At 51.8% G+C, this 24,734-nt stretch carries 21 protein-coding genes and 2 riboswitches; of the genes, 12 read left to right on the plus strand and 9 right to left on the minus strand.

All coding sequences use genetic code 11. The features are described from left to right. Positions 1 to 3: 3 nt before the first annotated feature. Genes queF through folB form a run of 3 tightly spaced genes read right to left on the minus strand, consistent with a single transcriptional unit; the run spans position 4 to position 2,157 of the window. Complete coding sequence (gene queF / locus HCX92_RS04305) at positions 4 to 834, minus strand: NADPH-dependent 7-cyano-7-deazaguanine reductase QueF (protein WP_169293701.1); 831 nt, start codon at positions 832 to 834, stop codon at positions 4 to 6. 13 nt (positions 835 to 847) lie between these two features. Further along, positions 848 to 1,795, minus strand: coding sequence for a tRNA 2-thiocytidine(32) synthetase TtcA (gene ttcA / locus HCX92_RS04310; protein WP_169293702.1), 948 nt, complete (start codon positions 1,793 to 1,795; stop codon positions 848 to 850). A gap of 2 nt (positions 1,796 to 1,797) precedes the next feature. Continuing rightward, positions 1,798 to 2,157 carry a dihydroneopterin aldolase gene (folB, locus tag HCX92_RS04315; RefSeq protein ID WP_169293703.1) on the minus strand — a complete coding sequence of 120 codons (360 nt, stop codon included), beginning with the start codon at positions 2,155 to 2,157 and terminating at the stop codon, positions 1,798 to 1,800. A 157-nt stretch (positions 2,158 to 2,314) separates the two neighbouring features. Between folB and HCX92_RS04320 the strand changes: the two genes are divergently transcribed. Beyond that, positions 2,315 to 3,277: an NAD(P)/FAD-dependent oxidoreductase gene (locus HCX92_RS04320; RefSeq protein WP_169293704.1), complete on the plus strand. Its 963-nt coding sequence runs from the start codon at positions 2,315 to 2,317 to the stop codon at positions 3,275 to 3,277. On the opposite strand, the gene HCX92_RS04325 is transcribed toward HCX92_RS04320, so the two are convergent. Together HCX92_RS04325 and HCX92_RS04330 are read right to left on the minus strand one after the other, a co-directional pair. Beyond that, complete coding sequence (locus tag HCX92_RS04325; RefSeq protein WP_169293705.1) at positions 3,274 to 4,152, minus strand: ABC transporter substrate-binding protein; 879 nt, start codon at positions 4,150 to 4,152, stop codon at positions 3,274 to 3,276. The genes HCX92_RS04320 and HCX92_RS04325 overlap by 4 nt on opposite strands. Before the next feature lie 75 nt (positions 4,153 to 4,227). Continuing rightward, entirely contained in the window at positions 4,228 to 6,111 is a 1,884-nt protein-coding gene (locus HCX92_RS04330) for a TonB-dependent receptor domain-containing protein (protein WP_169293706.1), read from the minus strand. A 43-nt stretch (positions 6,112 to 6,154) separates the two neighbouring features. Further along, positions 6,155 to 6,329: riboswitch (cobalamin riboswitch) on the minus strand. 71 nt (positions 6,330 to 6,400) lie between these two features. On the opposite strand from HCX92_RS04330, the gene metH reads away from it, so the two are divergent. From metH to HCX92_RS04345, 3 genes are all read left to right on the plus strand, one after another. Further along, entirely contained in the window at positions 6,401 to 10,180 is a 3,780-nt protein-coding gene (metH, locus tag HCX92_RS04335; protein ID WP_169293707.1) for a methionine synthase, read from the plus strand. 8 nt (positions 10,181 to 10,188) lie between these two features. Continuing rightward, entirely contained in the window at positions 10,189 to 10,986 is a 798-nt protein-coding gene (locus HCX92_RS04340; RefSeq protein WP_169293708.1) for a helix-turn-helix transcriptional regulator, read from the plus strand. Between the two features lie 286 nt (positions 10,987 to 11,272). Continuing rightward, positions 11,273 to 11,911, plus strand: a complete 639-nt coding sequence (locus tag HCX92_RS04345) for an OmpA family protein (RefSeq protein ID WP_169293709.1) — start codon at positions 11,273 to 11,275, stop codon at positions 11,909 to 11,911. Between the two features lie 86 nt (positions 11,912 to 11,997). Here HCX92_RS04345 and HCX92_RS04350 read toward each other — a convergent pair whose 3' ends face one another. After that, positions 11,998 to 13,518, minus strand: coding sequence for a CoA-acylating methylmalonate-semialdehyde dehydrogenase (locus HCX92_RS04350; protein WP_169293710.1), 1,521 nt, complete (start codon positions 13,516 to 13,518; stop codon positions 11,998 to 12,000). Between the two features lie 112 nt (positions 13,519 to 13,630). On the opposite strand from HCX92_RS04350, the gene HCX92_RS04355 reads away from it, so the two are divergent. Next, positions 13,631 to 14,563: a LysR family transcriptional regulator gene (locus tag HCX92_RS04355; protein ID WP_169293712.1), complete on the plus strand. Its 933-nt coding sequence runs from the start codon at positions 13,631 to 13,633 to the stop codon at positions 14,561 to 14,563. An 89-nt stretch (positions 14,564 to 14,652) separates the two neighbouring features. Further along, positions 14,653 to 15,990 (plus strand): H(+)/Cl(-) exchange transporter ClcA, encoded by a 1,338-nt coding sequence (gene clcA / locus HCX92_RS04360; RefSeq protein ID WP_169293713.1) that lies wholly within the window; start codon positions 14,653 to 14,655, stop codon positions 15,988 to 15,990. A gap of 25 nt (positions 15,991 to 16,015) precedes the next feature. On the opposite strand, the gene HCX92_RS04365 is transcribed toward clcA, so the two are convergent. Both HCX92_RS04365 and HCX92_RS04370 read right to left on the minus strand, forming a co-directional pair. After that, entirely contained in the window at positions 16,016 to 16,792 is a 777-nt protein-coding gene (locus HCX92_RS04365; protein WP_169293714.1) for an NRDE family protein, read from the minus strand. Between the two features lie 19 nt (positions 16,793 to 16,811). Next, entirely contained in the window at positions 16,812 to 18,503 is a 1,692-nt protein-coding gene (locus HCX92_RS04370; RefSeq protein ID WP_248290002.1) for a SulP family inorganic anion transporter, read from the minus strand. Between the two features lie 237 nt (positions 18,504 to 18,740). On the opposite strand from HCX92_RS04370, the gene HCX92_RS04375 reads away from it, so the two are divergent. The 6 genes from HCX92_RS04375 (at position 18,741) to tenA (ending at position 24,382) form a co-directional block, all read left to right on the plus strand. Next, complete coding sequence (locus tag HCX92_RS04375) at positions 18,741 to 19,679, plus strand: phosphate acetyltransferase (RefSeq protein ID WP_169293717.1); 939 nt, start codon at positions 18,741 to 18,743, stop codon at positions 19,677 to 19,679. A 17-nt stretch (positions 19,680 to 19,696) separates the two neighbouring features. Further along, complete coding sequence (locus HCX92_RS04380) at positions 19,697 to 20,893, plus strand: acetate/propionate family kinase (protein WP_169293719.1); 1,197 nt, start codon at positions 19,697 to 19,699, stop codon at positions 20,891 to 20,893. A gap of 36 nt (positions 20,894 to 20,929) precedes the next feature. Then, positions 20,930 to 21,030: riboswitch (TPP riboswitch) on the plus strand. Between the two features lie 100 nt (positions 21,031 to 21,130). Beyond that, entirely contained in the window at positions 21,131 to 21,880 is a 750-nt protein-coding gene (locus HCX92_RS04385) for an ABC transporter ATP-binding protein (RefSeq protein ID WP_169293721.1), read from the plus strand. Next, positions 21,877 to 22,629, plus strand: coding sequence for an ABC transporter permease (locus HCX92_RS04390; protein ID WP_169293723.1), 753 nt, complete (start codon positions 21,877 to 21,879; stop codon positions 22,627 to 22,629). Before HCX92_RS04385 ends, HCX92_RS04390 begins: the two co-directional genes overlap by 4 nt. Before the next feature lie 64 nt (positions 22,630 to 22,693). Then, positions 22,694 to 23,650 carry an ABC transporter substrate-binding protein gene (locus HCX92_RS04395; RefSeq protein WP_169293725.1) on the plus strand — a complete coding sequence of 319 codons (957 nt, stop codon included), beginning with the start codon at positions 22,694 to 22,696 and terminating at the stop codon, positions 23,648 to 23,650. 69 nt (positions 23,651 to 23,719) lie between these two features. Further along, positions 23,720 to 24,382 (plus strand): thiaminase II, encoded by a 663-nt coding sequence (gene tenA / locus HCX92_RS04400; protein ID WP_169293726.1) that lies wholly within the window; start codon positions 23,720 to 23,722, stop codon positions 24,380 to 24,382. A gap of 123 nt (positions 24,383 to 24,505) precedes the next feature. Here the strand turns inward: tenA and HCX92_RS04405 are convergent, their stop codons facing one another. Beyond that, positions 24,506 to 24,667 carry a hypothetical protein gene (locus tag HCX92_RS04405; RefSeq protein WP_169293727.1) on the minus strand — a complete coding sequence of 54 codons (162 nt, stop codon included), beginning with the start codon at positions 24,665 to 24,667 and terminating at the stop codon, positions 24,506 to 24,508. Positions 24,668 to 24,734 lie beyond the last annotated feature (67 nt).

A 24,734-nucleotide genomic window follows, 5' to 3' on the forward strand; every position in this document is an offset into this window, starting at 1 on the left:
TTTTTATTGGCGGGCCTGGCGGGAGGGAGGGAGGTCATGGATGGGTGATGTGCTGCGCCAGGGGTTGATATCCAGCCCGCCCCGACGGGTATAGCGTGCATAAACAAACAGTTTGGCGGGTTGGCAGTGTTTCATGATGTCGCAGAAAATCTGTTCCACACATTGTTCATGAAAACCGTCATGATTGCGGTAAGAAATAATGTATTCCAGCAGGCTGGCATGGTTGATGGCAGGACCTTCATAACTGATTTGCAGACTGCCCCAGTCGGGCTGCCGGGTAACAGGGCAGTTGGATTTCAGCAGGTTGGAAACCAGGGTTTCATGCACGATGGTGTCGGTATCGCATTGCAACAGGCTGGCATCGGGTTCATATTTTTCGGGAGTGACATCCAGTTCGTCAATTAGTATCCCGTCCAGGTTTTCTATGGTTTGTTGAGAAAAATCGGTGGGCTCGATAAGCTGGATTGAAACCGGTGCTCCGCTGGCCACGGACAAGTCTGTCTGCAGGCAGGCCAACAGGTTTTCGCTTGTGTTCAGCCGGGTCTGGTTGAATGAATTCAAATAAAGTTTAAAAGATTTTGATTCAATGATGTTGGGGGCGGCCGCATCAAAACTGAAGCGGGCCATGGCCACCTGCGGCTTGCCCTTTGGATTAAGCCAGGAAAGCTCATAGGCATTCCAGATGTCGGCCCCGTACCAGGCAGGGTGTGGCTGCAAGGACAGTTGAGATCGGCCAATGGTGCGGGCAATGGGGAAAAGGAGGGACGGATCGTATTGATCCGGGTATTGCGTTTCTTTTCCCAAAGGGGCCTGATTAAGTTCACGGTTGATCATGGCAGGCGAACAATTAAGATTGAGGTTGCATGAAAATGGTTTTATGGCGCGAGACCGACTGGATTGGGTCATCAGGCAATTCGGTTGCGGGCTCAAGATCCGGGAAAATTTCCGCATCAAAGGCCTTGTCGCCGTTTTCATCGGCCAGTCCGCTTGGCTTGAGACCAACAAAATCAAACAGCTGGCGGTCCATTAAATGCGAGGGTGCCACCGCAGACAGGGATTTGAAGATATTCCATACTTTTTTGGGGCTTTCTTTTTCCCAGGCACGGATCATCTGGTTGATTTCCTGGCGTTTCAGGTTTTCCTGGGAACCGCACAGATTACATGGAATGATGGGGAATTGCTTCATCTCGGCATAGGCAATCAGGTCTTTTTCCGCAATATAGGCAAGTGGCCTGATAACCGTATGCCTGCCATCGTCTGACACCAGTTTGGGGGGCATGGTTTTAAGTTTTGCCGCATAAAACAGGTTCAGGAAGAAGGTGGCCAGAATATCGTCCCGATGGTGACCCAAGGCAATTTTTGTTGCACCCAGTTCATCGGCAACACGATATAAAATACCGCGCCGCAGGCGTGAACAAAGTGAGCAGGTTGTTTTTCCTTCAGGAATAAGACGCTTGACGATGGAATAGGTATCCTGATTTTCAATATGAAAGGGAACACCTATCTTTGTCAGGTATTCGGGCAAAATATGTTCGGGAAAGCCGGGCTGTTTCTGGTCCAGGTTGACGGCCATAATGTCGAACTTGACCGGTGCGCGCTTTTGCAAGGTCATGAGAATATCCAGCATGCCGTATGAGTCTTTGCCTCCTGAAAGGCAAACCATGACTTTGTCGCCATCTTCAATCATGTTGTAATCAACAATAGCGGTACCGGCTTCACGGATAACACGTTTGCTCAGCTTATTGTTTTCAATGCGGATTTTTTCGGCCGCAGCGCTACGATGCTCGTTACTCATGTTTATCGTCCAGTAACAACTTCAATGCCAACCGCATCACAATCGGCGAAAGCCATGGGTTTGCTGATCCTGAGCCTGACTTTTTGAACCTCGGGGAAATCTTTCAGCAAACGATTGGCAATCATTTCGCCCAGTGACTCCACCAGGTGCACGTGGGCACGGGTACATTCTTCAATAATGGCTTCCCGCAGCTTGCGATAGTCAAGAACACTGCTGATATCGTTGTCATTCAGTTGTCTGGGTACATGAATGTCTATTTCTGCATCAATATGCAGGGGCTGGGTGGCACGCAGCTCATGTTCAAGAATGCCAATGCGGGCATCAAGGGCAAGACGGGAGAAGAATATACGACGAGTTGACATAGAATTAAGGTTAATATGTAGAGACAAAGAAGAAAGCGTTTTCTTTGCAATTTATCAAGGGCTTAATTGTAGTGGTTATCTCATTTGAAGAGGCTGCAATAAGGTTTTCAAGGTAAAGAAAATCATTGATTTTTCATGGAAAAAAGGATTTGGCTGCATGCAACCGGTTGTTTATGATGCGATTGTGATTGGTGCAGGCCCGGCAGGTGCTTCATGTGCTGTCTGGCTTGCCCATTTGGGCTTTTCTCCGTTAATTCTTGATGGCTCTGAACAGGTTGGGGGGCTGACGGCGCATAACCCCTTTGAAGATGCCTGGAATGTCACCGCTCCTGGCCTGACCGGCGAAGAAGTGGCGGTGCAGATCAAGCGCAGTCTGGATGGCGCCAGGGTCCCTGTGCTTTTGAAAATGCGGGTCGACAGGGTAGAGATCATTGATGCCCCTGATCAGATTAATGCCTTGCTCAAAAAGGAGGGCAAGCACGATAAGCCGGTCTGTCCAAGACTGTTTCGCGTGTTCTTTGACGGGCATTCCCTGGTGTCGCGTTTTGTGGTGGTGGCCAGTGGCGTTACCTCCCGCTTTCCGCAAGAGCTGGCCAATCAAAAATATGACCATGTCCTGGTGGGGCCTGGCAGGCACATTTCCAACTATGAGTTTGCCAACAAGCGGGTGGCCGTCTTGGGAGGCGGTGATAACGCTTTTGAAAACGCCATTTTTGCACAAAAAAGAGGAGCTTTGTCGGTGGATATTTATGCCCGTCATATCCGGGCGCAAAGACAATGGTTTGAATCCCTGTCACGAAAGCGGATTCATACCGGTGAGTATGTGTTTGATCCGCTGACCCGAACCGTTAACGGACACAGGTATGATGTGGTGATGGTTTTTTATGGCTGGCAGGCTCAGCTCAATGGCCTGGAAAGCCTGGGTCTTTCGTGCAGTGAAAAAGGCTATGTCAACACCCATGTGCATACTGCAGAAACCAATGTGTCCGGGGTGTATGCCATTGGTGAAGTCGCCAACCGGCACCATCCCTGCATTATCACCTCCATGGCTGATGGGGTGGTGGCGGCCAAGGCCATCCAGTACAGGCTGGAACAGGAAGAGCTTGAACTGGTGAGTTAGGGCTGCAGACGGGAGCGGGCCTGGTCGATGGCCTGGCAAAGTCCGGGCAGGGCACGAATCAGGCGATCTGTCGGACGAAATAAAATATCCGGATGTTGGGTAACGATTGCCTGACGGGCAAATGAAAACCCTTTGTCATTGAAAAAGTCCCGTATTTCGTCGGCTGTTTTTTCATGTGAAGCGCCAGCCAGTATCAGTTTGGGTTGGCGTTGCATAATGCTTTCCAGGCTGACAATAGGCGAAGGGCTGTTCAGGTCGTTAAAAATATTGTAGGCACCACATAACTGCAACATTTCATTCTGGATAGGGCCACCCCCCAGCGTGTATAGCGGGGAATTGCCCAGAAAAATGAAAACGGGTACCGGGGTACGGGCGCTGTACTCATCGCGGGTTTGTTGGATGATGGCTTCCAGCTCATGGGCCTGGTGGCGGGTTTGTTCCAGCGTTCCGGTCAGCCCGGCAATTTGTAACAGGTCTGCCGTAATATCCGCCAGTTTTATTGGTTGAAGAGACAGTATCGGCACCATGCGTTCAGTCTGTTTGAGTCCTGTCACGGGCAGGCCACCTGAAGACCAGGTCACAATCAGGTCGGGTTTCAGGCTTAGCAATAATTCGGCATTTGGACGCAGGCCGTCGCCCACGTTAGTCATGTTTTTGACTTCAGGGGGATAGTTGCTGCTTTTGGCAACCCCAATCAGCTGTTTGCCTGCCCCGGCCGCAAATATCAGTTCCGTGGCATGGGGCGACAGGCTGATAATGCGTTTTGCCGTTTCGTGCACGGGGGCGCTTAAGGTGCCTGCCTGGGCAGGCAGGCAGGCATTCAATGAACCGGCAAGAAGGCAGAGCCCGGCAAACAGCTTATGATGAAGCTTCATGTTGATGATCCCGAGATTCCTGGTTGCAGACAGCTTACTGGTTTGGTAAAAGCCATAACAACCACGGAAGGCCTGTTACATGCGCCAGGCAAGGTTTAGAAATACATTCGAGCCTTGGCTATTGTAGCCGTAGGCGGTATTGTATTTTTTGTCTGTCACATTATTCCAGTAGACCTGGCCCTGCAGGTTTTTGTTGAACTGATAGCTTGCATGCAGGTTAAGCAGGCCGTAACTGCCCAGTTTTCTGGCGGCGGTGTTGTCCTTGTCATCATAGCGCTTGCCAACAAATTGATAGCTGGCACCCAGTTCGGCATTGTCCAGTTTATGGCTGACCGAGAGACGATAAACCTGTTTGGCCCGGCGGACCAGGGTTTTGCCGTTGGTGTCGTCCTTGGGGTTCAGGAAGTCGGCACCGGCACTGAACAGGGTATTGCCAAACTGGTGGGAGGCCTCCAGCGACAGGCCGCGAATGGTGGCTTTGTCGGTATTTTCAGCAGTGCAGTTGAACAGGGCATCGCACACATAAGGATTGATCAAGTCCCTGAATTTGTTCTGGAACACCACCAGGCTTAATTGGGTGTCTTCTGCCTGATAGCGCAGGCTGGCTTCGATGTTTTTGGATTTTTCCGGTTTCAGATTGGGGTTGCCCTGATAACCCCAGCTTAATGGATAATACAGGTCGGTAAAGGTGGGGGCCCGAAAACCGGTGCTGGCCGCCATACCCAATTTGAGCGAGTCGCTTAAATCGTAGTCATAAGCCAGACTGCCGGTGGTTTTACTGCCAATGCCGGATATATTGTCATGGCGGACACTGGCCTGTACGTGGTGACGGTTAAAATCACTCCGGTAGATCAGGGCCGCTGCATTAGTGTCACGGTGCTGGCGGCTTAACAGGGAAGAACCGGTTGCGCGTTCGTCAAGGTGTTCCAGCACCAGGGACAGTGTGTTGTTCTGATCTAGCGTAAGGTTGTTTTGCCAGCTGTACTGACGCTGGATGGTACCTATTTCCGTGCGGCCGGAAGCGTCATTGGAGGTTTGTAAGTCATGGTTGCTTTTACTGTAGCCAAAAGCCAGGATGCTTTCCCAATTGTCGGTTATTTGATTGGTGCTGCCAAGGGTATAGGCCTGCTGGCGGGTAATGTCATAGGTATTTTGGTAGTATTCACCGGAATCAAAATCACCATGGTTGTAACCATTCAGGAAGGTCAGGTCGAACCGCTGTCCCGGGTTCCATTCATAACCCAGGGAACCGCTCAGGCTGGTTTGGATGTAGCCATCATCGTCCGCGTTGTAAACATAGGGGCCGGCATCAGGGTTGGTGGCATTAAAGCCATCGCTGGAGGCATAGCTGGCAGCCAGGCTGTAGTTCCAGTTGTTGTGTGCCCCTGAAAAACCAAAGCCGGTCTTGAAAGTGCTGTCCGAGCCAACCCCGAAATTGCCAAAGGCGCTGAACGGGCGGTCTTGCCCGTCGGACTTGGTAATAATGTTAATCACACCCCCCATGGCGCTGGAACCATACAGGCTGCTGGCCGGGCCGCGGATAATTTCGATGCGTTCAATCGTCGAAGGGTCTACGGCTGCCCAGTTGGTGCTGCCACTGTTGGTATCGCTAATGCGCATGCCATTGACCAGCACCAGGGATTGTGCCGGACTGGCCCCACGCACAAATATTCCTGAGATGGTTTGCGGGCCGCCCTGGCTATATAGCTGGATGCCAGGCTGGCGAGCCAAAATGGTGGGCAGGGATTCTGCCCCGGCATTTTTCAGGCTGACACCGGAAATAACGCTCACGTCACCCATGACCTTATCCAGCGGCTGTGCCATGCGGGCAGGCGTGGCAACAATGGTATCCAGGGTGGTGACATTGGGAGCAGGGGTGGAGGGAGTTTGGGCAAAAAGCAACGAAGGTGCGAAACAGGCAGCCAGTGCCAGCGCACGAGGGTGGAACGTAAAATACATATAAATGGCCTTCACAATATGTGCGACCCCGCACATAGGAATTAGGGAATGTTTATTGTTTGGCTGGTGTCGGGCTTGTTGCTGGCAGTTGAATACCGGGCAGCTTACCGTTGCGGGGGCAGCACAGACTGAACAGGACGGTGTGGAAAAGGACCGGCTGTTTTCTGTTTCCCATTTAACTTTCACAGTTCGAACGAGCTGAAAGCACCTTGCAATAAGGGCAATACTGTAACACAGCCATAATATTTAGTACACTAGTGACCACGACAATTTAATTTTCAGGTTCAACGTGTCTTATCCTAAACTTCCTTATCCGCTTTCCGCCTATACAAAGGGTGCCGAATTTGTACGCCAGCTGGGTTCCGGCCGCATTCTTGTCCTAGATGGCGCAATGGGGACCATGATCCAGCAATTCAAACTGACCGAATCCGATTTTCGCGGTGAACGTTTTGCAGAGCATGGCAAGGATGTGAAGGGCAATAACGAGCTGTTGTCATTGGTGCGCCCCGATCTTATCGTGGATATTCATCGCCAATATCTGGCCGCCGGCGCTGATGTGATTGAAACCAATACCTTTGGCGCCACAGCGGTTGCCCAAGGGGATTATGATCTGGCCGGTCTGGCCTACGAACTGAACCTGGAATCGGCCAAACTGGCGCGCCAGGCCTGTGATGAATTCAGCACGGCCGAACATCCCCGTTTTGTGGCCGGTGCCCTGGGCCCGCAGCCCAAAACGGCCTCCATTTCCCCTGATGTGAATGATCCAGGGGCACGCAATATTACTTTCGAAGAGTTGGCCAAGGCCTACACCGAGCAATTGAACGGCCTGCTTGACGGTGATATTGATATTGTCCTGATTGAAACCATTTTCGACACCCTGAATGCCAAGGCGGCCATTTTTGCGGTGGAAAGCGTCTTTGAAGCGCGTGGTGTGCGCCTGCCCGTCATGATTTCCGGTACCGTCACCGATGCTTCCGGGCGTATTCTTTCGGGGCAAACCGTCGAAGCGTTCTGGAACTCCATCCGCCATGCCCGTCCCGTTACCATCGGTTTGAACTGTGCGCTGGGGGCAGCCCTCATGCGCCCTTATGTGGCCGAGCTGTCAAAAATCTGTGATACCTATACCTGTGTGTATCCCAATGCCGGCCTGCCCAATCCCATGAGTGACACGGGTTTTGATGAAACCCCTGAAGACACATCTTCTTTGCTGGCAGAGTTTGCCCAGGCCGGTTTTGTGAATATGGTGGGTGGTTGTTGCGGCACTACGCCCGGGCATATCCAAGCCATTGTGCAAAGCGTCAAGAACCTGCCGGCCCGTGAGGTACCAGAGGTGCCGGTAAAAACCCGCCTGTCCGGCCTTGAGGCCCTGAATATTGATGACGAATCCCTGTTCGTGAACGTTGGCGAGCGTACCAACGTGACAGGCAGCAAGGCATTTTTGCGCCTGATCCGTGAAGAAAAATTCGATGAGGCGCTCTCGGTGGCCCGTCAGCAGGTGGAAAACGGGGCGCAAATTATTGACATCAATATGGATGAAGCCATGTTGGATTCCAAAGCCAATATGCGCCGCTTCCTGAATCTGATTGCTTCAGAACCGGATATTGCCCGGGTGCCCATCATGATTGACAGCTCCAAATGGGAAGTGATTGAAGAAGGCCTGAAATGTGTGCAGGGCAAGCCGGTGGTGAACTCAATCTCCATGAAAGAAGGCGAGCAAGCGTTCCTGGAACATGCACGCCTGTGCCGTAAATACGGTGCAGCTGTTGTGGTGATGGCTTTTGACGAGCAGGGTCAGGCCGATACCCTGCAACGGCGCAAGGAGATTTGTGGCAAAGCTTATCGTTTGCTGACTGAGGAAGTGGATTTCCCGCCTGAAGACATTATTTTTGACCCCAATGTTTTTGCTGTTGCCACCGGACTGGATGAGCATAATCACTATGGTGTCGATTTTATTGAGTCCGTCAAGTGGATTCATGAGAACCTGCCGCATGCCCGGACGTCGGGCGGTATTTCCAACGTGAGTTTTTCGTTCCGTGGCAATGAAGCCATGCGTGAAGCCATTCATACCGTCTTCCTTTATTACGCCATTAATGAAGGGCTGACCATGGGGATTGTGAATGCCGGCATGCTGGGTGTTTATGCCGACCTTGACCCTAAAATCAAGGATCTGGTTGAAGACGTGATCCTTGACCGTGACCCGCCTTTGGGCAAAACCGATCCGGCCGATGAGCGCACGCCGACTGAAAGGTTGGTCGAGTTTGCTGAAACCGTTAAAGGTGAAGGCGGGGCCAAAAAACAGGAAGACTTGACATGGCGTGAGCAGGAGGTTGAAAAACGCCTTGCCCATTCCCTGGTGCATGGCATTACTTCGTTTATTATTGAAGATACCGAAGAAATCCGCCAGCAAATTGCCGCGCGTGGCGGCCGTCCCATCGAGGTGATTGAAGGCCCGCTAATGGATGGAATGAATATTGTGGGCGACCTGTTTGGTGCCGGCAAGATGTTTCTGCCCCAGGTGGTCAAGTCGGCCCGGGTCATGAAGCAGGCCGTGGCTCATTTGGTGCCTTACATTGAAGAAGAAAAGCGGCAGATTGAAGCCCAAGGCGGTGATGTGCGTGCCAAAGGGAAAATGGTGATTGCAACGGTAAAAGGCGATGTGCACGATATCGGCAAAAACATTGTGGCCGTGGTCATGCAGTGCAATAACTTTGAAGTCGTGAACATGGGCGTGATGGTGCCTTGTGCCGAGATTTTGGCCAAAGCCAAGGAAGAAAAGGCAGACATCATTGGCCTGTCAGGCTTGATTACCCCCAGCCTTGAAGAAATGGCTTATGTGGCCTCTGAAATGCAGCGTGACCCGTATTTTCGCGAGAATAATATTCCCCTCATGATTGGCGGTGCCACCACCAGCCGGGTACATACCGCTGTCAAGATCGCGCCCCATTATGATGGTCCGGTTGTTTACACGGCCGATGCCAGCCGGGCGGTTGGTGTCGCCACACAGCTGGTTTCCGATCAGGCCGAGGCTTTTATTCGTGAAACGGCCGAGGAGTACGAAAAAGTGCGTGAGCGGCATGCCAATCGCAAGTCCACGCCGATTATTCCTCTGGAGGAAGCCCGCAAGGCCAAGCCTCAGATTGACTGGGCCAACTATACGCCGCCCAAACCCAAATTCATTGGTCGTCGTACGTTCAAGCAGTATGATTTAAGTGAAATAGAAAAATTCATAGACTGGACACCGTTTTTCCAGACCTGGGGATTGTTTGGTCAGTTCCCGGCCATTCTGGAAGACAAGGTGGTGGGTGAACAGGCCAGAAAACTGTATGAAGATGGCAAAGCCATGCTGAAAAAAGTCATTGAAGGCCGCTGGTTGACGGCCAGCGGCGTGGTGGCTTTTTATCCGGCCAATACGGTCAATCACGAAGATATTGAAGTTTATAAAGACGAGTCCCGCAGCGAAGTCCTGTTTACCTGGCGTAACCTGCGCCAGCAAACCGCCAAACGCGAAGGGGTGGATAATAAATGTCTGGCCGACTACATTGCCCCTAAAGAAAGTGGCGTCAAAGACTACATCGGCTTTTTCGCCGTTACCGGCGGTCTGGGTATCGAAGCCCATGAAAAGCGCTTCGAGCAGGAAATGGATGATTATTCCAGCATTATGCTCAAGGCACTGGGAGATCGCCTGGCAGAGGGCCTGGCCGAATGCCTGCATGCACGGGTACGCAAGGATTTGTGGGGTTATGTACCCGATGAGGTGCTTGATAATGAGGCGGTGATTGCTGAAAAATACCAAGGGATTCGCCCGGCACCGGGCTATCCGGCTTGCCCCGAGCATACCGTCAAACGGGCCATGTTTGATGTTCTGCAACCCGAGGAAATTGGCATGCAGCTTACCGAAAGCCTGGCCATGTACCCCGCCTCCAGTGTTTCCGGCTTCTATTTGAGCCATCCGCAGTCTTCCTACTTTAACGTCGGTAATATCGGAGAGGACCAGTTGCAGGACTATGTTCAGCGTAGCGGGCTTGATGAAGAGGAAGTTCGCAAGGCTTTAATGAGCAGTCTTGGGTAAGTCGGGCCATGGGTATCAAGTCAGGGGGATCGGCACATAAACAGGTGTTGGGCGAATTTGTGCGCAATGCCCGATCCAGGGTAACCCCCCAAATGGCCGGGCTCAGCCACGGCCAGCGTCGCCGGACCCCGGGCTTGCGTCGTGAAGAGGTGGCGCAGTTATGTGACATTAGCGTCACCTGGTATACCTGGATCGAACAGGGCCGCGATGTGTCCGTTTCCAGTACGGTATGGTCCCGTTTGGCCGATGTCCTGCATATGAACAAGGCGGAACGGGCGTACCTGTTCGAGTTGGCGGAAATGACCGATCCGGATCATGGCAAGTCCCAGTATGGGAGTCTTCCCTCTTCCTTGCAGGCCTGTGTCAATAACTGCACCGGACCGGCCTATATCCTTGATCGTTGCTGGAATATCCTGTTTTTCAATCAGGCACTGGACACGGTTTTCAATCATTGGCCCAGTCGCCAGCAAGCGCCCAATTTGCTCAGGTTCATTTTTCAAAATCCCGAGGCGCCCAAAGTGGTGGTCAATTGGGAGCAGCGGGCACGCCGCTCGGTGGCCGAGTTCAGGGCCGACATTGGGGCTCATCTTGATGAGCAGGATATCAGCCAGATTATTGAAGAGTTGCTGGCTTCCAGTGAACTGTTCCAGCATTGGTGGTCAAGACAGGCGGTCGTGGAGCGTGAAGGGGGAATACGCGAATTCATGCATCCGGAAAAGGGATATCTGGAGTTTGAGCAGATCACTTTCCGCTTGGCCACTCACCTTGACTATAAGCTGGTGATGTTATTGGTAAGACCCGATTGACTACACGATTGAATTTTCTACAAAACATTGCGGATTGTTATTAAAATATAAGAAATATCAATCCTTAATGATATAAAAAAACATTTTAAACCAATGGCATAGCTGATGATTTGGGTTTTCTGGCCACAAAAAAGGAGATCTTGCTAGTACTTGTGTCTGACGTAGTATGTTAGTATTCCAGCGGAAAGCATCTTCATTTAATATATGGTTTGTTTAACCATATATTATTTTGACCATACTTGCCGTGGTTCATTATCAAGAACACAGATTCTAATAGGAGAAGTACATGAATTATCGTTTAACTCGTCTTGCCGGTGTTCTGGTCGCCGGGTCCATTTTGGCCGGTTGCGCAACACAAGGTGGTAATACCGCTGCCGGTGGCGGTATCGGTGCGGTAGTGGGGGCAGGCCTGGGTGCGTTGATTGGTGACAGTTCTAAAGCGGCCGGTATCGGTGCTGGTATTGGTGCGGTCACTGGTGCGATTGTTGGTTATAACTGGGATCGTATTGTTGGCAAGGTTGACCAGGCCGGTGGCAAGCAATTGGGTGTTTCAACTACCCAAATGCCTGATGGCAGCCTGAAAGTCAATATTCCCGAGGGTGCCACTTTCGATATCAGCCAGGCCACGCTTAAACCAGCCATTTATCCTGTCCTGAATGCACTGGGCACATCCATGGTTGAAGATCCTTCGTTGCGTCTGAAAGCCGTGGGTCATACCGACAGTACCGGTTCGGCCGCCTTTAACCAGACCCTGTCTGTTAACCGTGCCTCAAGTGTGGTCAACTACCTGGTTTCCCAAGGGGTTCCCGCCAGTCATATGACTGCAGAAGGCCGTGGTCCCAATGACCCTATAGCCAGCAACAGCACGGCAAGCGGACGTGCCATGAACCGTCGCGTAGAGCTTTATTTGTATGCCGTTCGCTAACGTGCGCTTGTAAGGCTGGCGTTGTTGTCCAGGCTTTATAAAAGACCCTTGTTGCATGATGCGCAAGGGTCTTTTTTGTGTCTTTTTTATTTGGCTGTTGGCATGGCAAATTCTGCACCTTTGCTCATGCTTTCAGGCCAGCGCTGCATGATGGATTTTTGGCGGGTGTAAAAACGTACGCCTTCTTCGCCGTAGGCATGCGTATCGCCAAAGAGGCTTCTTTTCCAGCCGCCAAATCCGTGCCAGGCCATGGGGACCGGAATGGGAACGTTAATGCCCACCATGCCAACCAGAATGCGGCGGGCAAATTCGCGTGCGGTATGGCCATCACTGGTAAAGCACGATACGCCATTGCCAAATTCATGGTTGTTGATCAGTTCAATCGCCTCACCCAGATCGGCAACCCTGACGCAGGACAGGACAGGACCAAATATTTCCTCTTTGTAAATACGCATCTCGGGTGTGACGTGGTCAAACAGGGTGCCACCGGTGAAAAAGCCGTTTTCGTGTCCTGGTACAGTATAACCGCGGCCATCAACAACCAGGCTGGCCCCTTCCTGGACGCCTGACTCAATATAGGATTCGATTTTTTCCAGTGACTGGCGTGTAACGATGGGGCCCATTTCGGCTTCCAGGTTCATGCCGTCCATGATTTTCAGGTTGCGGGTGCGTTCTGCCAGCATTGGAATCAGTTTATCTCCCACATCGCCCACCAGCAAGGCCACGGAAATGGCCATGCAGCGTTCACCGGCAGAGCCGTAACCGGCACCTACCAGAGCGTCAACGGCAAGCTCCAGATTGGCATCGGGCATGACAATCAGATGGTTTTTGGCACCGCCCAGGGCCTGCACCCGTTTTCCGAAATGGGCAGCGCGTTCACTGATATAGTGGGCAATTGGGGTAGAACCAACAAAACTGATGGCAGAGACATCCGGGTGTTCCAGCAAGGCATCAACAGCCGGTTTGCCTCCTTGCACCACGTTGAAAACACCATCAGGCAGCCCGGCCTGCTTCAACAGGTCGGCCATGAACAGGGAAGCACTGGGGTCCCGCTCACTGGGTTTGAGAATAAAAGTATTGCCTGCAGCGATGGCAATCGGAAACATCCAGCAGGGAACCATGACCGGGAAATTGAAGGGCGTAATGCCGGCGACCACGCCCAAAGGCTGACGCATGGTCCAGTTGTCAATGTCGGTGGATACCTGATCGGTGTAATCGCCCTTGAGTAATTGGGGAATGCCGCAGGCAAATTCGATAATATCAATGCCTCTGGCCACTTCGCCCTGGGCATCGGTAAAGACTTTGCCATGCTCGGCGGTAATGATGGCGGCCAGAGTATCGGTATGCGCCTGCATCAGCCCCAGGAATTTGTTGATAATGCGAGCCCGGCGGATGGGTGGGGTATTGGCCCAGCTTTTGGCTGCGGCTTTGGCGGCTGCTACAGCATCGTTGATTTCCTGTGCGCCTGATAGCATCACATGACGGGTGATTTCACCCGTGGCGGGGTTGTAGACTGGCTGTTTTTCTGTTTGGGAAGGTGTGGTTCTTGCGCCATTAATATAATTGACAATATCCTCACTGCAGGCATAAGCCGGGACTGGATTCATAATGCTGTTCTCCTGTTTTGAAATGATGTTTTAAAGCAGTATAGAGAGCAGCCTTGTGATGATCAATACTTGAAAACTGGATTTATTGTTCATAATATTGGACAATCCCTAAATGGATATCCGAAAAATAGAACCCCTTTGGTCACACATTTACTGGCTTGGCATTCTTGATGATACGGGCAGTTATACGGCAGCGGCACAGCGGTTGGGCGTTAGCAAGGCGGCCATGAGCCAGCGCATCCAGGAGCTTGAAAAAGCGCTGGGCATCATGTTGGTGCAGCGTACTACCCGTAGCGTGCGTTTAACCGAGGCCGGGCAGGCCATGGTGGCCTTAACGCGTCCTGCTTTTGCCGAGATAGAAACCGGTTGTGAAAAAATCCAGGAATTGGCCGAACAGCCAAAGGGGGTCATCAGGGTAACTGCACCGGTTGCACTGGCCCGTCAGCAGATCGTGCCGCGTTTGGCTGATTTCATGCGGATTTACCCTGAAATCAAGATCGAAATCGAGCTGTCCGATCATATCAGCACGCTTGCGCAAGAGGGGTTTGATCTAGCCATCAGGCATACTTCGGCTGTTCCCGAAACTTATGTGGCATGGGTTTTGTGTCAAACCCAAACCCTGCTTCTGGCAAGTCCCGAATATATACAGAATCATGGCATGCCATCACATCCGTCAGATTTGAAGAAGCATAACTGTCTGACTTATTTGCGCTCGGGCTCCCGGCCTACCTGGCATTTTGAGCGCAGGAAAGGTGTTGGGGAAAGAGTTAGTGTACCGGTTAATGGTTCTTTTTCTGCCAATAATAGTGAAACGCTGCGGGAACTGCTTTTGGCACATCAGGGGATCGCTGCCATTCCTGATTTTTCGGTAGCAGCAGAACTGAAAAAAGGCACCTTGGTCCCGGTCCTGTCACCATGGAAACCGGTCAGTGTCTTTGGGGAAAGCATTTTCGCCCTTCGCCCCTATAGCCCGCATGTGCCCAATATTATCCGGCTGTTTGTCAGTTATCTGAAAGTCGCTTTTGAAAATGAAAGCTTTATTTAGATATCAATTCAATAATCAAGTCGGGTATGATTGTGCTATTCGAAAAGGCTGTTTAATTAAAATTTCAATAAGTTGAGTTGGTTTAATGTATGAATAATCGTCCCACATCAATAGCAGAGTCAAACGATAATGATGATAATGGCCATAACAAAGCGTGGCTGTATTATTTTATTGCTGCGGTGGTTGGCTTGCTAACCGGTGTGCTGGGGTCTTTTTTTCATCAGGTCATTGATCATTCGCTGGCCTGGTCCCGCCATTTGCCTGAATTCTTGGGGTTGGAAGGGATAGGGCTTTATCTTTTCCTGTCCTTGTTTTCGGCTGCCATGTTTTGCCTGGCGGTGGCGTTGGTGCGTTTTGTGGCACCCGAGGCCAGCGGCTCGGGTGTGCAGGAAATTGAAGGTGCCATGGCAGGTCTGCGCAATATACGGTGGCAACGTGTGTTACCGGTAAAATTCATTGGCGGTACGCTGGCTTTGGGAGCGGGTTTGATTGGCGGTCGTGAAGGCCCAACCATTCATATGGGTGCCTCCATTGCCAAAGCGCTTGGATCGTGGTTTTCATTTGGTCAGAGGGATACGCGCGCGCTTTGGGGAGCCGGTGGGGCTGCCGGTTTGACAGCGGCCTTTAATGCCCCTATGGCATCCGTTCTGTTTATTCTGGAAGAGGCACGTAATGTCTTCCCCCATAGCGGGCGAACTTATAGCGCCGCCATTATTGCGTGCGGTGTGAGCGCGATTGCCACTGTGGCAATTTCAGGCTCGACACCGTTTATGGCTTTGTCATCAACGGCCATGCCCCTGTCCTTTTTACCCGTGTTTGTTGTGTTGGGGGTGGTATTTGGGGCGATGGGAGTGGTGTTTAACCGTATGGTTTTGGCAGCTCTTGATCTGTCCTTGCATATTGGTTTGCGTTTTTCTCCTTATTTAATCCCGGCTTTACTGGGTCTTGTCATTGGGCCCATGCTGGTGATTTTTCCTGAAGCGACTGGCGGTGGCGAGTCCCTGGCGGTTGCTATTGTCAATAATCCGATGCCGATTGGTTTATTGGGATTGGTCATTCTGGTACGGTTTTTTGGTACGGCCGCCAGTTATTCTACCGGGGCTCCCGCAGGTATTTTTGCGCCAATTCTGGCCTTGGCCACGGCAAGCAGTGTGTTTTTAGCCGAATTGTTGAGTCTGCTCATGCCCTTGCCGCCTGGCACAATCGTGGCATTTGCCGCAGCCGGTATGGCGGGTTTATTTGCCGGTACCGTACGTGCACCACTGGTGGGTATGGTGTTGGTGGCTGAGCTTACCGGCTCTTATGTACTGGTGATTCCGGTTTTACTGACAGCCATCATGGCCAATATCGTGGCCGATGCCCTGGGGGGGCGTCCTATTTATGAAGTACTGCTAGAACGTACCTTACGACTGGAAAAGAAAGCATGATTGGCCTGGTTGCAGCGCTGTTGCCTTAGGTTTGAATGAAAAAATCAAATTTATTCTGGCTGACGGCTTCACCCATGGGGTTGTAAGTCATTTCGCTAAACAGGGCCTGGCCACTTTTATGTACGGCAATAATGGTTGAACAGCGGGTGCCATAGTCGGGGCTGACAATAAACGGGCTGCTGAGCAGTCGTTCGCGCTCCAGCGATAACCCGGTATTGGGTAAATCGTTGTCGGCAGCGCGGGTATTGTCACGCAAAATATCAAAAATTTCGGGTAATTGGTCGGGTAGAAAATCAAGCTCAATGCTGTCCAGCGCCTTGCGCAGCCGTTCGGCCTTGGGCCATGGTGTGTCCATTAAATGGTTGGACAGGACATGACTGCCCGGCTGCAGTTCGGCCGGTTCGATCTGGTGGCTGCGATTGCTGATATACATGCTTTTCTGTGGGTTGCCCACGACCAGGTTGAAAGCATTGTATTGTGCTGCCCGGCTCAAAATGTTGCTTGCATATTCCACGGATGGCGTATTGGTTTGCAGAAATTCACTTACCAGATGACCACGGCTTGGTGCCCCGGGGACGATAGTGTTGACATCGCGGTAATTGGTCAGCAGGGCAAAACGGCCGTTGGTATTGATGCCCAGCCAGGTTCCGCCCGCTTCGCTGTCGATTCCGGCAATAATGGCCGGATTGCTGTGCCATCGAGCGGCTGCCAATGCCTTGCGCTGGTGAAATTCGTCCCGGTTGGCTGCAATGAACAAGGGCCATTCGGGATGCTTTCTGATAGATAAATAGGCAATGCACATAAAATATTTCCAGTGGTTATCAGACTTTATCTTCCCAGTCTATCCATTCAACAATGTAGGCGTTTAAATAGCCATTGACGGCCTGGCCGATCGTCGGGAAAAAACGCTCATTGCCAAAACGTGCCGACAGGCCGAATTTGCGCAACTTGTCCCTGACCGGGTCTTTCATTTCAGCAAAGCACAGTTCAATGCCGGCCGCCTTGAGCTGCTCGTCCAGTTCAACCAGCATGTCGGCAGAGGTGATATCAACACTGGTAACCGGTTCTGAGGTAATGACAACGCGTTGAACCGGGTGTGGGGACTTGGCAATGGTATCCAGGACGCAGTGATGAAAAAGCTCGGCATTGGCAAAAAACAGTGGCGCATCCCAGCGGAACAGGACCAGGCCGGGGATGAGGCGGGCTGTCGGGTGGCGGCTGATGTCGTGATAACCCTTGAGATGGTCAACCCGGCCAAGAATGGCGTAATGCGGCCGCCAGCCGTTCCATAAGTATTCCAGGATGGCGATGGCGACAGCTATGCCGATACCCGGTAAAACGCCGAATACCGCAACACCGGCAAAGCAAACCATAGAGAGCCAGAACTCCCATGGTTGAATGCGGTAAATGCGCTTGAGATCTTTAAACTCGAAAATACTGATTATTGACGTGATCACAACAGCGGCCAGGGTTGGAGCAGGCAGAAAATACAGCAGATCAGGTGCCCAGAGCAGAAGTGAGCCTACGATGATGGCACCGGTTATGCAGGCCAATTGGGTTTTTGAGCCTGCGGCTTCAGAGACAGGCGTGCGCGAGGCGCTGCTGCTGATGGGGAAGCCTTGAAAAAAACCGGTGAACAAATTGGCAATTCCAAGCCCGAAGAACTCCTTGTTGGGGTTGATGTAACGATTGTATTTGGCGGCATAGGTGCGGGACAAAATACTGGTCTGGGAGCTGGATAACAGGGCAATTGCCCCAGCCCCCAAAAGCAGGGGTATCAGGTCATCATAGCTGATCACGGGAATCGTGAATGAGGGCAATCCTCCAGGCAAATTGCCCAGGATTGTCACGCCATGCCGGTCAAGCTCGAAGTACGCCACCACGATGGTTGCCAGGGTCAGGACCACCAAGGGGCCTGGAAAACGCCTGAAGCGTTTGATAATCAGCAGTAAAATCAGTGAAGCAAGACCGATGAGCAGTGAGAGCTTGTTGGTCTCGGTTTTGAGCAGCGACAGCCAAATCGCTTGCAGTTTGGCAAAAATATCGCTTGCGTCTGTTGAAATGCCTATTAAAGCGGGTGTCTGGCCAACCAGGACGGTCAGTGCGATCCCGTTCATGTAGCCATAACGAATTGGCTTGGAAATCAGTTCGGTAATAAACCCGAGTTTCAGAAGGCTGACCAGGATGATGATCAGTCCTGAAAAAATGGCCAAGGTACTGGCCAGTGTAATCAGCCGTTCGGGATTTCCTGCAGCCATAGGTACAATAATGGCAAAAATGATGCCTGCCAGGGCGGAGTCCGGGCCGATGACCATTAAGCGGCTGGGCCCGAAAATGGCGTAAACCAGCAGGGGAATAATCGTGGCATATAGGCCATAAATGCCGGGCAATCCGGCAGCCACTGAATAGCCAATGCCAATGGGGATCAGAACCGTGGTCAGTACGAGACCGGCCGCCAGGTCATGCCTGAGCCATTGCCTGCGATAGTTAAGCAGTGTGTACAGTCCGGGCATCCACGATAGCAGGCCAGTAGCGTCATCCTTGCGGGAAGGCAGGACGCCTGAGGATGGGGGTGACGGAATGGGGGCTTGATTGTGTTTTGCCATGTTCAATGTGAAAAATCAGTAGGTATATGCCTTAATCATTGGTATTGTAATGAAAATGTTTCATAATTAACTAAATTGTGTTTTGAAGTGTGATGTTGATGCCCGGCATGGTTAGTGTGCCAGGAAGCGTAAAGGAAATCTTGTATGAGTCAAAATGATCGTTTTCAGGCATTGGTCAATACGGCCATCGGCCTTGAAGAAAAGCATGTCTGTGTGGTTGTTCATCCCTGTGATGAAGTTTCATTGTCCAGTGCCGTACAGGCAGGCAAGTTAAATCTGTTTACGCCCGTTCTGGTGGGCCCCGAAGAGCGGATCCGTCAGGTTGCCCGGGAACATGATTTGGATATTGGCGGTTTGCAAATTATTAATACCGAACACAGCCATGCCTCGGCCGATGCCGCGGTTGCCGAGGTGCAGGCAGGCAGGGCAACACTGATGATGAAAGGCAGCCTGCATAGTGATGAGCTACTGCATTCGGTGCTGTGTTATAACGGTGGCTTGCGTACCGAACGCCGTATCAGCCATGTGTTTGTCATGGATGTCCCCCGTTACGACAAACTGCTTTTCATTACTGATGGCGCAATTAATATTTTTCCCACCCTGTGTGAAAAGGCCGATATTATCCGCAATGCCATTGACCTGCATCTGGCACTGGGTCTGGATACCCCACGGGTGGCGATTTTATCGGCTGTCGAACAAATCAATGAAAAAATGCAAAGCACGATTGATGCCGCCGCCCTGTGCAAAATGGCCGATCGCGGGCAAATCAAGGGCGGTATCCTGGATGGTCCGTTGGCCATGGATAATGCCATCAGCCCTGAAGCGGCCGCCATCAAGGGCATCCAGTCTCCGGTGGCCGGACATGCCCAGATTCTGGTGGTGCCCGATCTGGAAGCCGGCAATATGCTGGTCAAGAACTTAACGTTTTTGTCAGGTGCCGATGCGGCCGGTATCGTGCTGGGTGCGCGGGTACCTATTATCCTGACCAGCCGGGCTGACAGCGAGCGAACCCGTTTGGCTTCTTGTGCGGTTGCGGCGGTGTATGCTGACAGCCTGGTTAAAAACAGGGCCATTGGCAAATAAAAAGGCGGGTTGAATATATGCAAGATACAATTTTAGTCATGAATGCGGGAAGTTCAAGTTTGAAGTTCCATGTTTATGAAACCGATGGCATGAATACGCTTGAGTTTTCTTTTGGCGGGCAGGTGTCGGGCATTGGGGGCAGGCAGCCGTCTTTCAAGGTTAAGGACAGGCATCAAAAAGTGCTGGTAGAGCAGACCTTGCTGCCGGAACAGGCACAAAACCTGCAGCTTTCCCAGCGGGTGGTTGGCGATTGGCTGGGTACGGTCATAACCAAAGAACCCTTGGCCGTGGGGCACCGTATCGTGCATGGCGGGCCTGATTACGATCACAGTGTCATGGTTGATGATGAGGTGCTGAAAAAGCTGGATGCCCTGGTCTCGCTGGCTCCCCTGCACCAGCGCAACAACCTTGAGCCGGTTCATGTCATTTTCGAAAACTGGCCGCATATCAGGCAGGTGGCATGCTTTGATACCGCTTTTCACCGCTCCAAGCCCGAGGTGGCAGACCGTTTTGCCTTGCCGCAGTTTTATTATAAAGAAGGCATTCGCCGCTACGGCTTTCATGGTTTGTCTTACGATTACATTGCCGGGAAAATGCGGCAGGACTACCCGGATGTGGTGGCGGGCAGGGTGGTGGTGGCCCATCTGGGCTCGGGTGCATCGGCCTGCGCCATGGTAGATGGCCGCAGTCAGGAGTCAACCATGGGCTTTACCGCATTGGATGGTTTGCCCATGAGTACCCGCTGCGGGCAGATGGATGCAGGGGTGGTATTGTGGATGCTGGAGCAGGGTATGACCCATGATGAAATCCAGCACCTGCTGTATAAAGAGTCAGGCCTGAAGGGGCTTTCAGGCATCAGCTCAGATATACGGGATTTGCAGGACAACCCTGATCCGCGTGCCAGGCTGGCCCTGTCCTATTTTACTTACCATATTGCCAAAGGCATTACCGGATTGCTGACTGCCATCCAAGGGCTGGACGCGCTGGTGTTTACTGCCGGCATTGGGGAAAACAGCGCGCTGGTTCGTCGTGATGTATGCCAGCATTTGGCCTGGCTGGGGGTCAGCATTGACCCGGTTCTTAATGAAAGCAACCAGGCCTGCATCAGTACCCCTGAAAGCAAAATTGGCGTTTATATTATTCCCACCAATGAAGAGCGGGTGATTGCGCAGCAAACCCTGGCCCTGATTCGCGACCCATACTGTGTAACGTGAGATTGGACAGTTTCCTTATAATACGCTAGACTGCCAAGCATCTTGTCGGGGTGCCTTGTTAATGATGGCAAGGCTGAGAAAACACCCGTGAACCTGATCCAGTTCGTACTGGCGGAGGAAATAAGATGCCGGCTACAGACCTGTTCGGGCCGGTGTGGCCTTTATCTTCTTCTTTTGTCCCGTGCGCATTGATCAGAACAATTATTAATTGCCATACAAAAGGAGTCCCTTCCATTCATGTCACCCGGAATCAGCCTGCACGATATTGGCCTGGGCTATGCAGGCAAACCGCTGTTCAGCCAATTGAATGCGCATTTCAAGGGGGCTTGCTGGCATAGTATTCTGGGTCGTTCGGGCGTGGGCAAAAGCAGCCTGCTGCAAAGCATTGCCGGCCTATTAAGCGGCACGGCACTGAGCGGTCATATTAATGCCAGTGATGGACAACCCTTGCAGGGCAGGGTGGCCTGGATGGGTCAGCGCGATGCCTTGTTGCCCTGGCTCACGGTACAGCAAAATGTGTTGCTGGGTGCACGCTTGCGCAAGCAGGTGTCAGTGCCAGATCAGGTGCGTGCCAAGGCCATGCTTGAACGGGTTGGCCTGGGTGCCATGGCACAAAGCATGCCCGAGCATTTATCGGGAGGCCAGCGCCAGCGTGTGGCACTGGCCCGGACCTTGATGGAAGACAAGCCCGTGGTGTTAATGGATGAACCTTTCTCGGCGCTGGATGCCATTACCCGGCTTCAATTGCAAGACCTTGCGGCTACCCTGTTGCAGGGTAAAACCGTGCTGTTGATTACCCATGATCCGCTTGAGGCTTTACGTTTAAGCGGGCAGGTCTGGGTCATGACAGAACGGCCGGTGGTATTGAAAATGATGTTTGCCATTGATACACCGGCACCGCGTGGCCTGGATGATGCGCAAATTTTATCCTGGCAGGGGCAATTACTGGCTTATCTGCAAAAAGACCAGGAGACACCGGTACCATGAATATTCACAAAACTTCACCCGGCTTGCGCCTGTTGCTGATTATCGCCGGCTTGCTGGCTTTGTGGCAGGCCCTTGTATGGCTGACCAATACGCCGCATTTTATTTTGCCGGGCCCGCTTCGGGTCTTGAATGCCCTGTGGGAACAGCGCTCCCTGATTGGCGAGCATGCTTTGGTAACCATGGCGGAAATCATCATGGGCATGGGGCTGGGCTGCCTGCTGGGCTTTGCCAGTGCCATGCTGTTGCAATGGTCCCGTTCATTCAGGACATGGTTATTGCCGGTGCTTATTGTCAGCCAGGCCATTCCCGTTTTTGCCCTTGCACCCATTTTAATGATCTGGTTGGGCTATGGCATGGCCTCCAAAGTGGTGATGGCTGCCCTGGTGATTTTTTTTCCGGTGACATCGGCCTGTTACGACGGCCTGCAGCGCACGTCCCGTGACTGGCTGCAATTGGCGCAAACCATGGGGGCCAGTCCCGCGCAGGTATTGTGGCAAATCCGTTTGCCAGCCGCCCTGCCGTCATTGGCATCGGGCCTGCGGGTGGCCGCAACAGTTGCGCCCATCGGAGCGGTCATTGGCGAATGGGTGGGCTCCAGCAGTGGCCTGGGTTATCTCATGCTGCATGCCAATGCCCGCATGCAGGTCGATACCGTGTTTGCTTCGCTGATTGTGCTGGCCTGTTTGGCATTATTGCTGTATTTCAGTGTGGATTACCTATTACGGAAATTGATTTACTGGACGACATAATTTATTTTGGTTTTCATCAATGGTTGGAAAGATTAATGAGCAAGATCAGGGAGATCAGGAAAATATGAAAAATTCAATTGCAGGAAAAAAATGGCTGGCCGCATGTGCCTTAAGCCTGCTGGTCAGTGCGCAGGCATTGGCTGAAGATAAGGTCACGTTATTGCTGGACTGGTTTGTGAACCCCGACCATGCACCCATCGTGATTGCTGAAAAGAAGGGTTATTTTGCCGAACAGGGTCTGGAAGTTGATATCCAGGAACCGGCAGACCCATCCATGCCCCCCAAGCTGGTGGCGGCTGGCAAGGCGGATATGGCGGTTACTTACCAGCCCCAGTTGCATATGCAAATTGATGAAGGTCTGCCCCTGACACGAGTGGCCACACTGATTGCCACGCCCCTGAATACCCTGGTGACCCTTAAAAGCAGCAATATCAACTCGATTGCCGACCTGAAAGGCAAGAAAGTGGGGTTTTCAGTAGGGGGCTTTGAGGACATTCTGTTAAAAGTCATGCTCAAGGAAAAAGGCCTGACTTTTGATGATGTGGAACTGGTCAATGTGAACTGGTCACTGTCTCCCTCTTTGATTACCGGCAAGGTGGATGCCGTGGTGGGCGCGTTCCGGAATTTCGAGCTGAACCAGCTTGATATTGAAAATCATCCCGGTCATGCGTTTTATGTCGAAGAAGAGGGTGTTCCTGCTTACGATGAGTTGATTATGGTGGTTAACAACAAAGATCGTGACCATGAAAAATACCGCCGTTTTAATGTGGCTTTGGAAAAAGCGGTGCAGTATATCGTGAACCATCCTGATGAGGCCTGGACGGTTTTCAAAGACTATAAGTCAAAGGAATTGGATAATGAACTTAACCGCCGGGCCTGGAAAGATACCTTGCCCCGTTTTGCCTTGCAGCCTGGCGCACTTGGCCAGCGGCGTTATGAGACCTTTGCCCGCTTCATGCAAGAGCAGGGCCTGATTAAAAACCAGGTGCCTACGCTGGCTGATTATGCGATTGAGCCCTGACGGTTTTGATTTTTTATAGTCTTGCTTGGTAATAAACTTTATTTTGTTAGATAACGGGAGTTTTTGGAAATGTCTTTTTTTGAGCAGTTAAAGCAATCTTGTGCCCAAGACTGGCAAGCCTATACCCGGCATGAGTTTGTGCGCCAGCTGGGGGCGGGAACCTTGCCGGCTGAAAGTTTCAGGCATTACCTTAAACAGGACTACCTGTTCCTGATCCAGTTTACCCGTGCCTGGGCGCTGGCCGTATACAAAAGCGACAACTTTGCAGACATGCGTTACGGGCAGGCGGGCATTAACGCCCTGCTTGACCTGGAAATAGGGCTGCATATTGATTATTGCCGGCAGTGGGGCATTAGTGAAGAACAGTTGCTGCAGGAAAAAGAATCCTCGGCCTGTGTGGCGTATACGCGCTTTGTGCTGGATCGTGGCTTAAGTGGCGACCTGGCTGAATTGCATGCGGCATTGGCCCCTTGCATGATGGGCTACGCCGAAATTGGCACCTGGCTGATGCAGCAGCCGTTTACCAAACTGGAAGGCAACCCTTACCGTAACTGGATAGAGATGTATGCAGGACAGGCGTTTCAGGATGCCATTAAAACGGAAAAAGAAGTGTTGGAGCGTTTATGTGCCGACTTGCCTGATGTCTGGTTGGATCGGGTTAAAAAAACCTTTGGCACGGCAACCCGCATGGAGGTCGCTTTTTGGGACATGGGCTTAAAGTGTTTGATGTAAGTGTGCCTGAACGTACGGATAGGTGAGTCAAACCCACAAAAGCAAAGAGGCATGCCAATGCATGCCTCTTTTATTTGACAGTCACAGGTGGCCTTGGGTGGCACACCTGATGTTAAGTTCAGGTTAATTCAGGGTTTTTGATTTGGCCAGGCGATTGGATGACAGGAATGGCATGCCGTTATTGACGCGCTGGTAACTGTGCTGGGTATTTTTTTCAGCATTGTTTTTGCTTTCGTTTGCGTTGTGAGTAGAAAATTCCTCACGAAGTCTGGTTAATAGTTTCATATTTTTTCTCTTTATAAAAATAATTGTTGATAATGCTTTGGTGTGAGCAAACGTCTCGGATTTGCTC

Source organism: Advenella sp. EE-W14, assembly GCF_012923605.1.
GTDB lineage: Bacteria > Pseudomonadota > Gammaproteobacteria > Burkholderiales > Burkholderiaceae_B > Advenella > Advenella alkanexedens.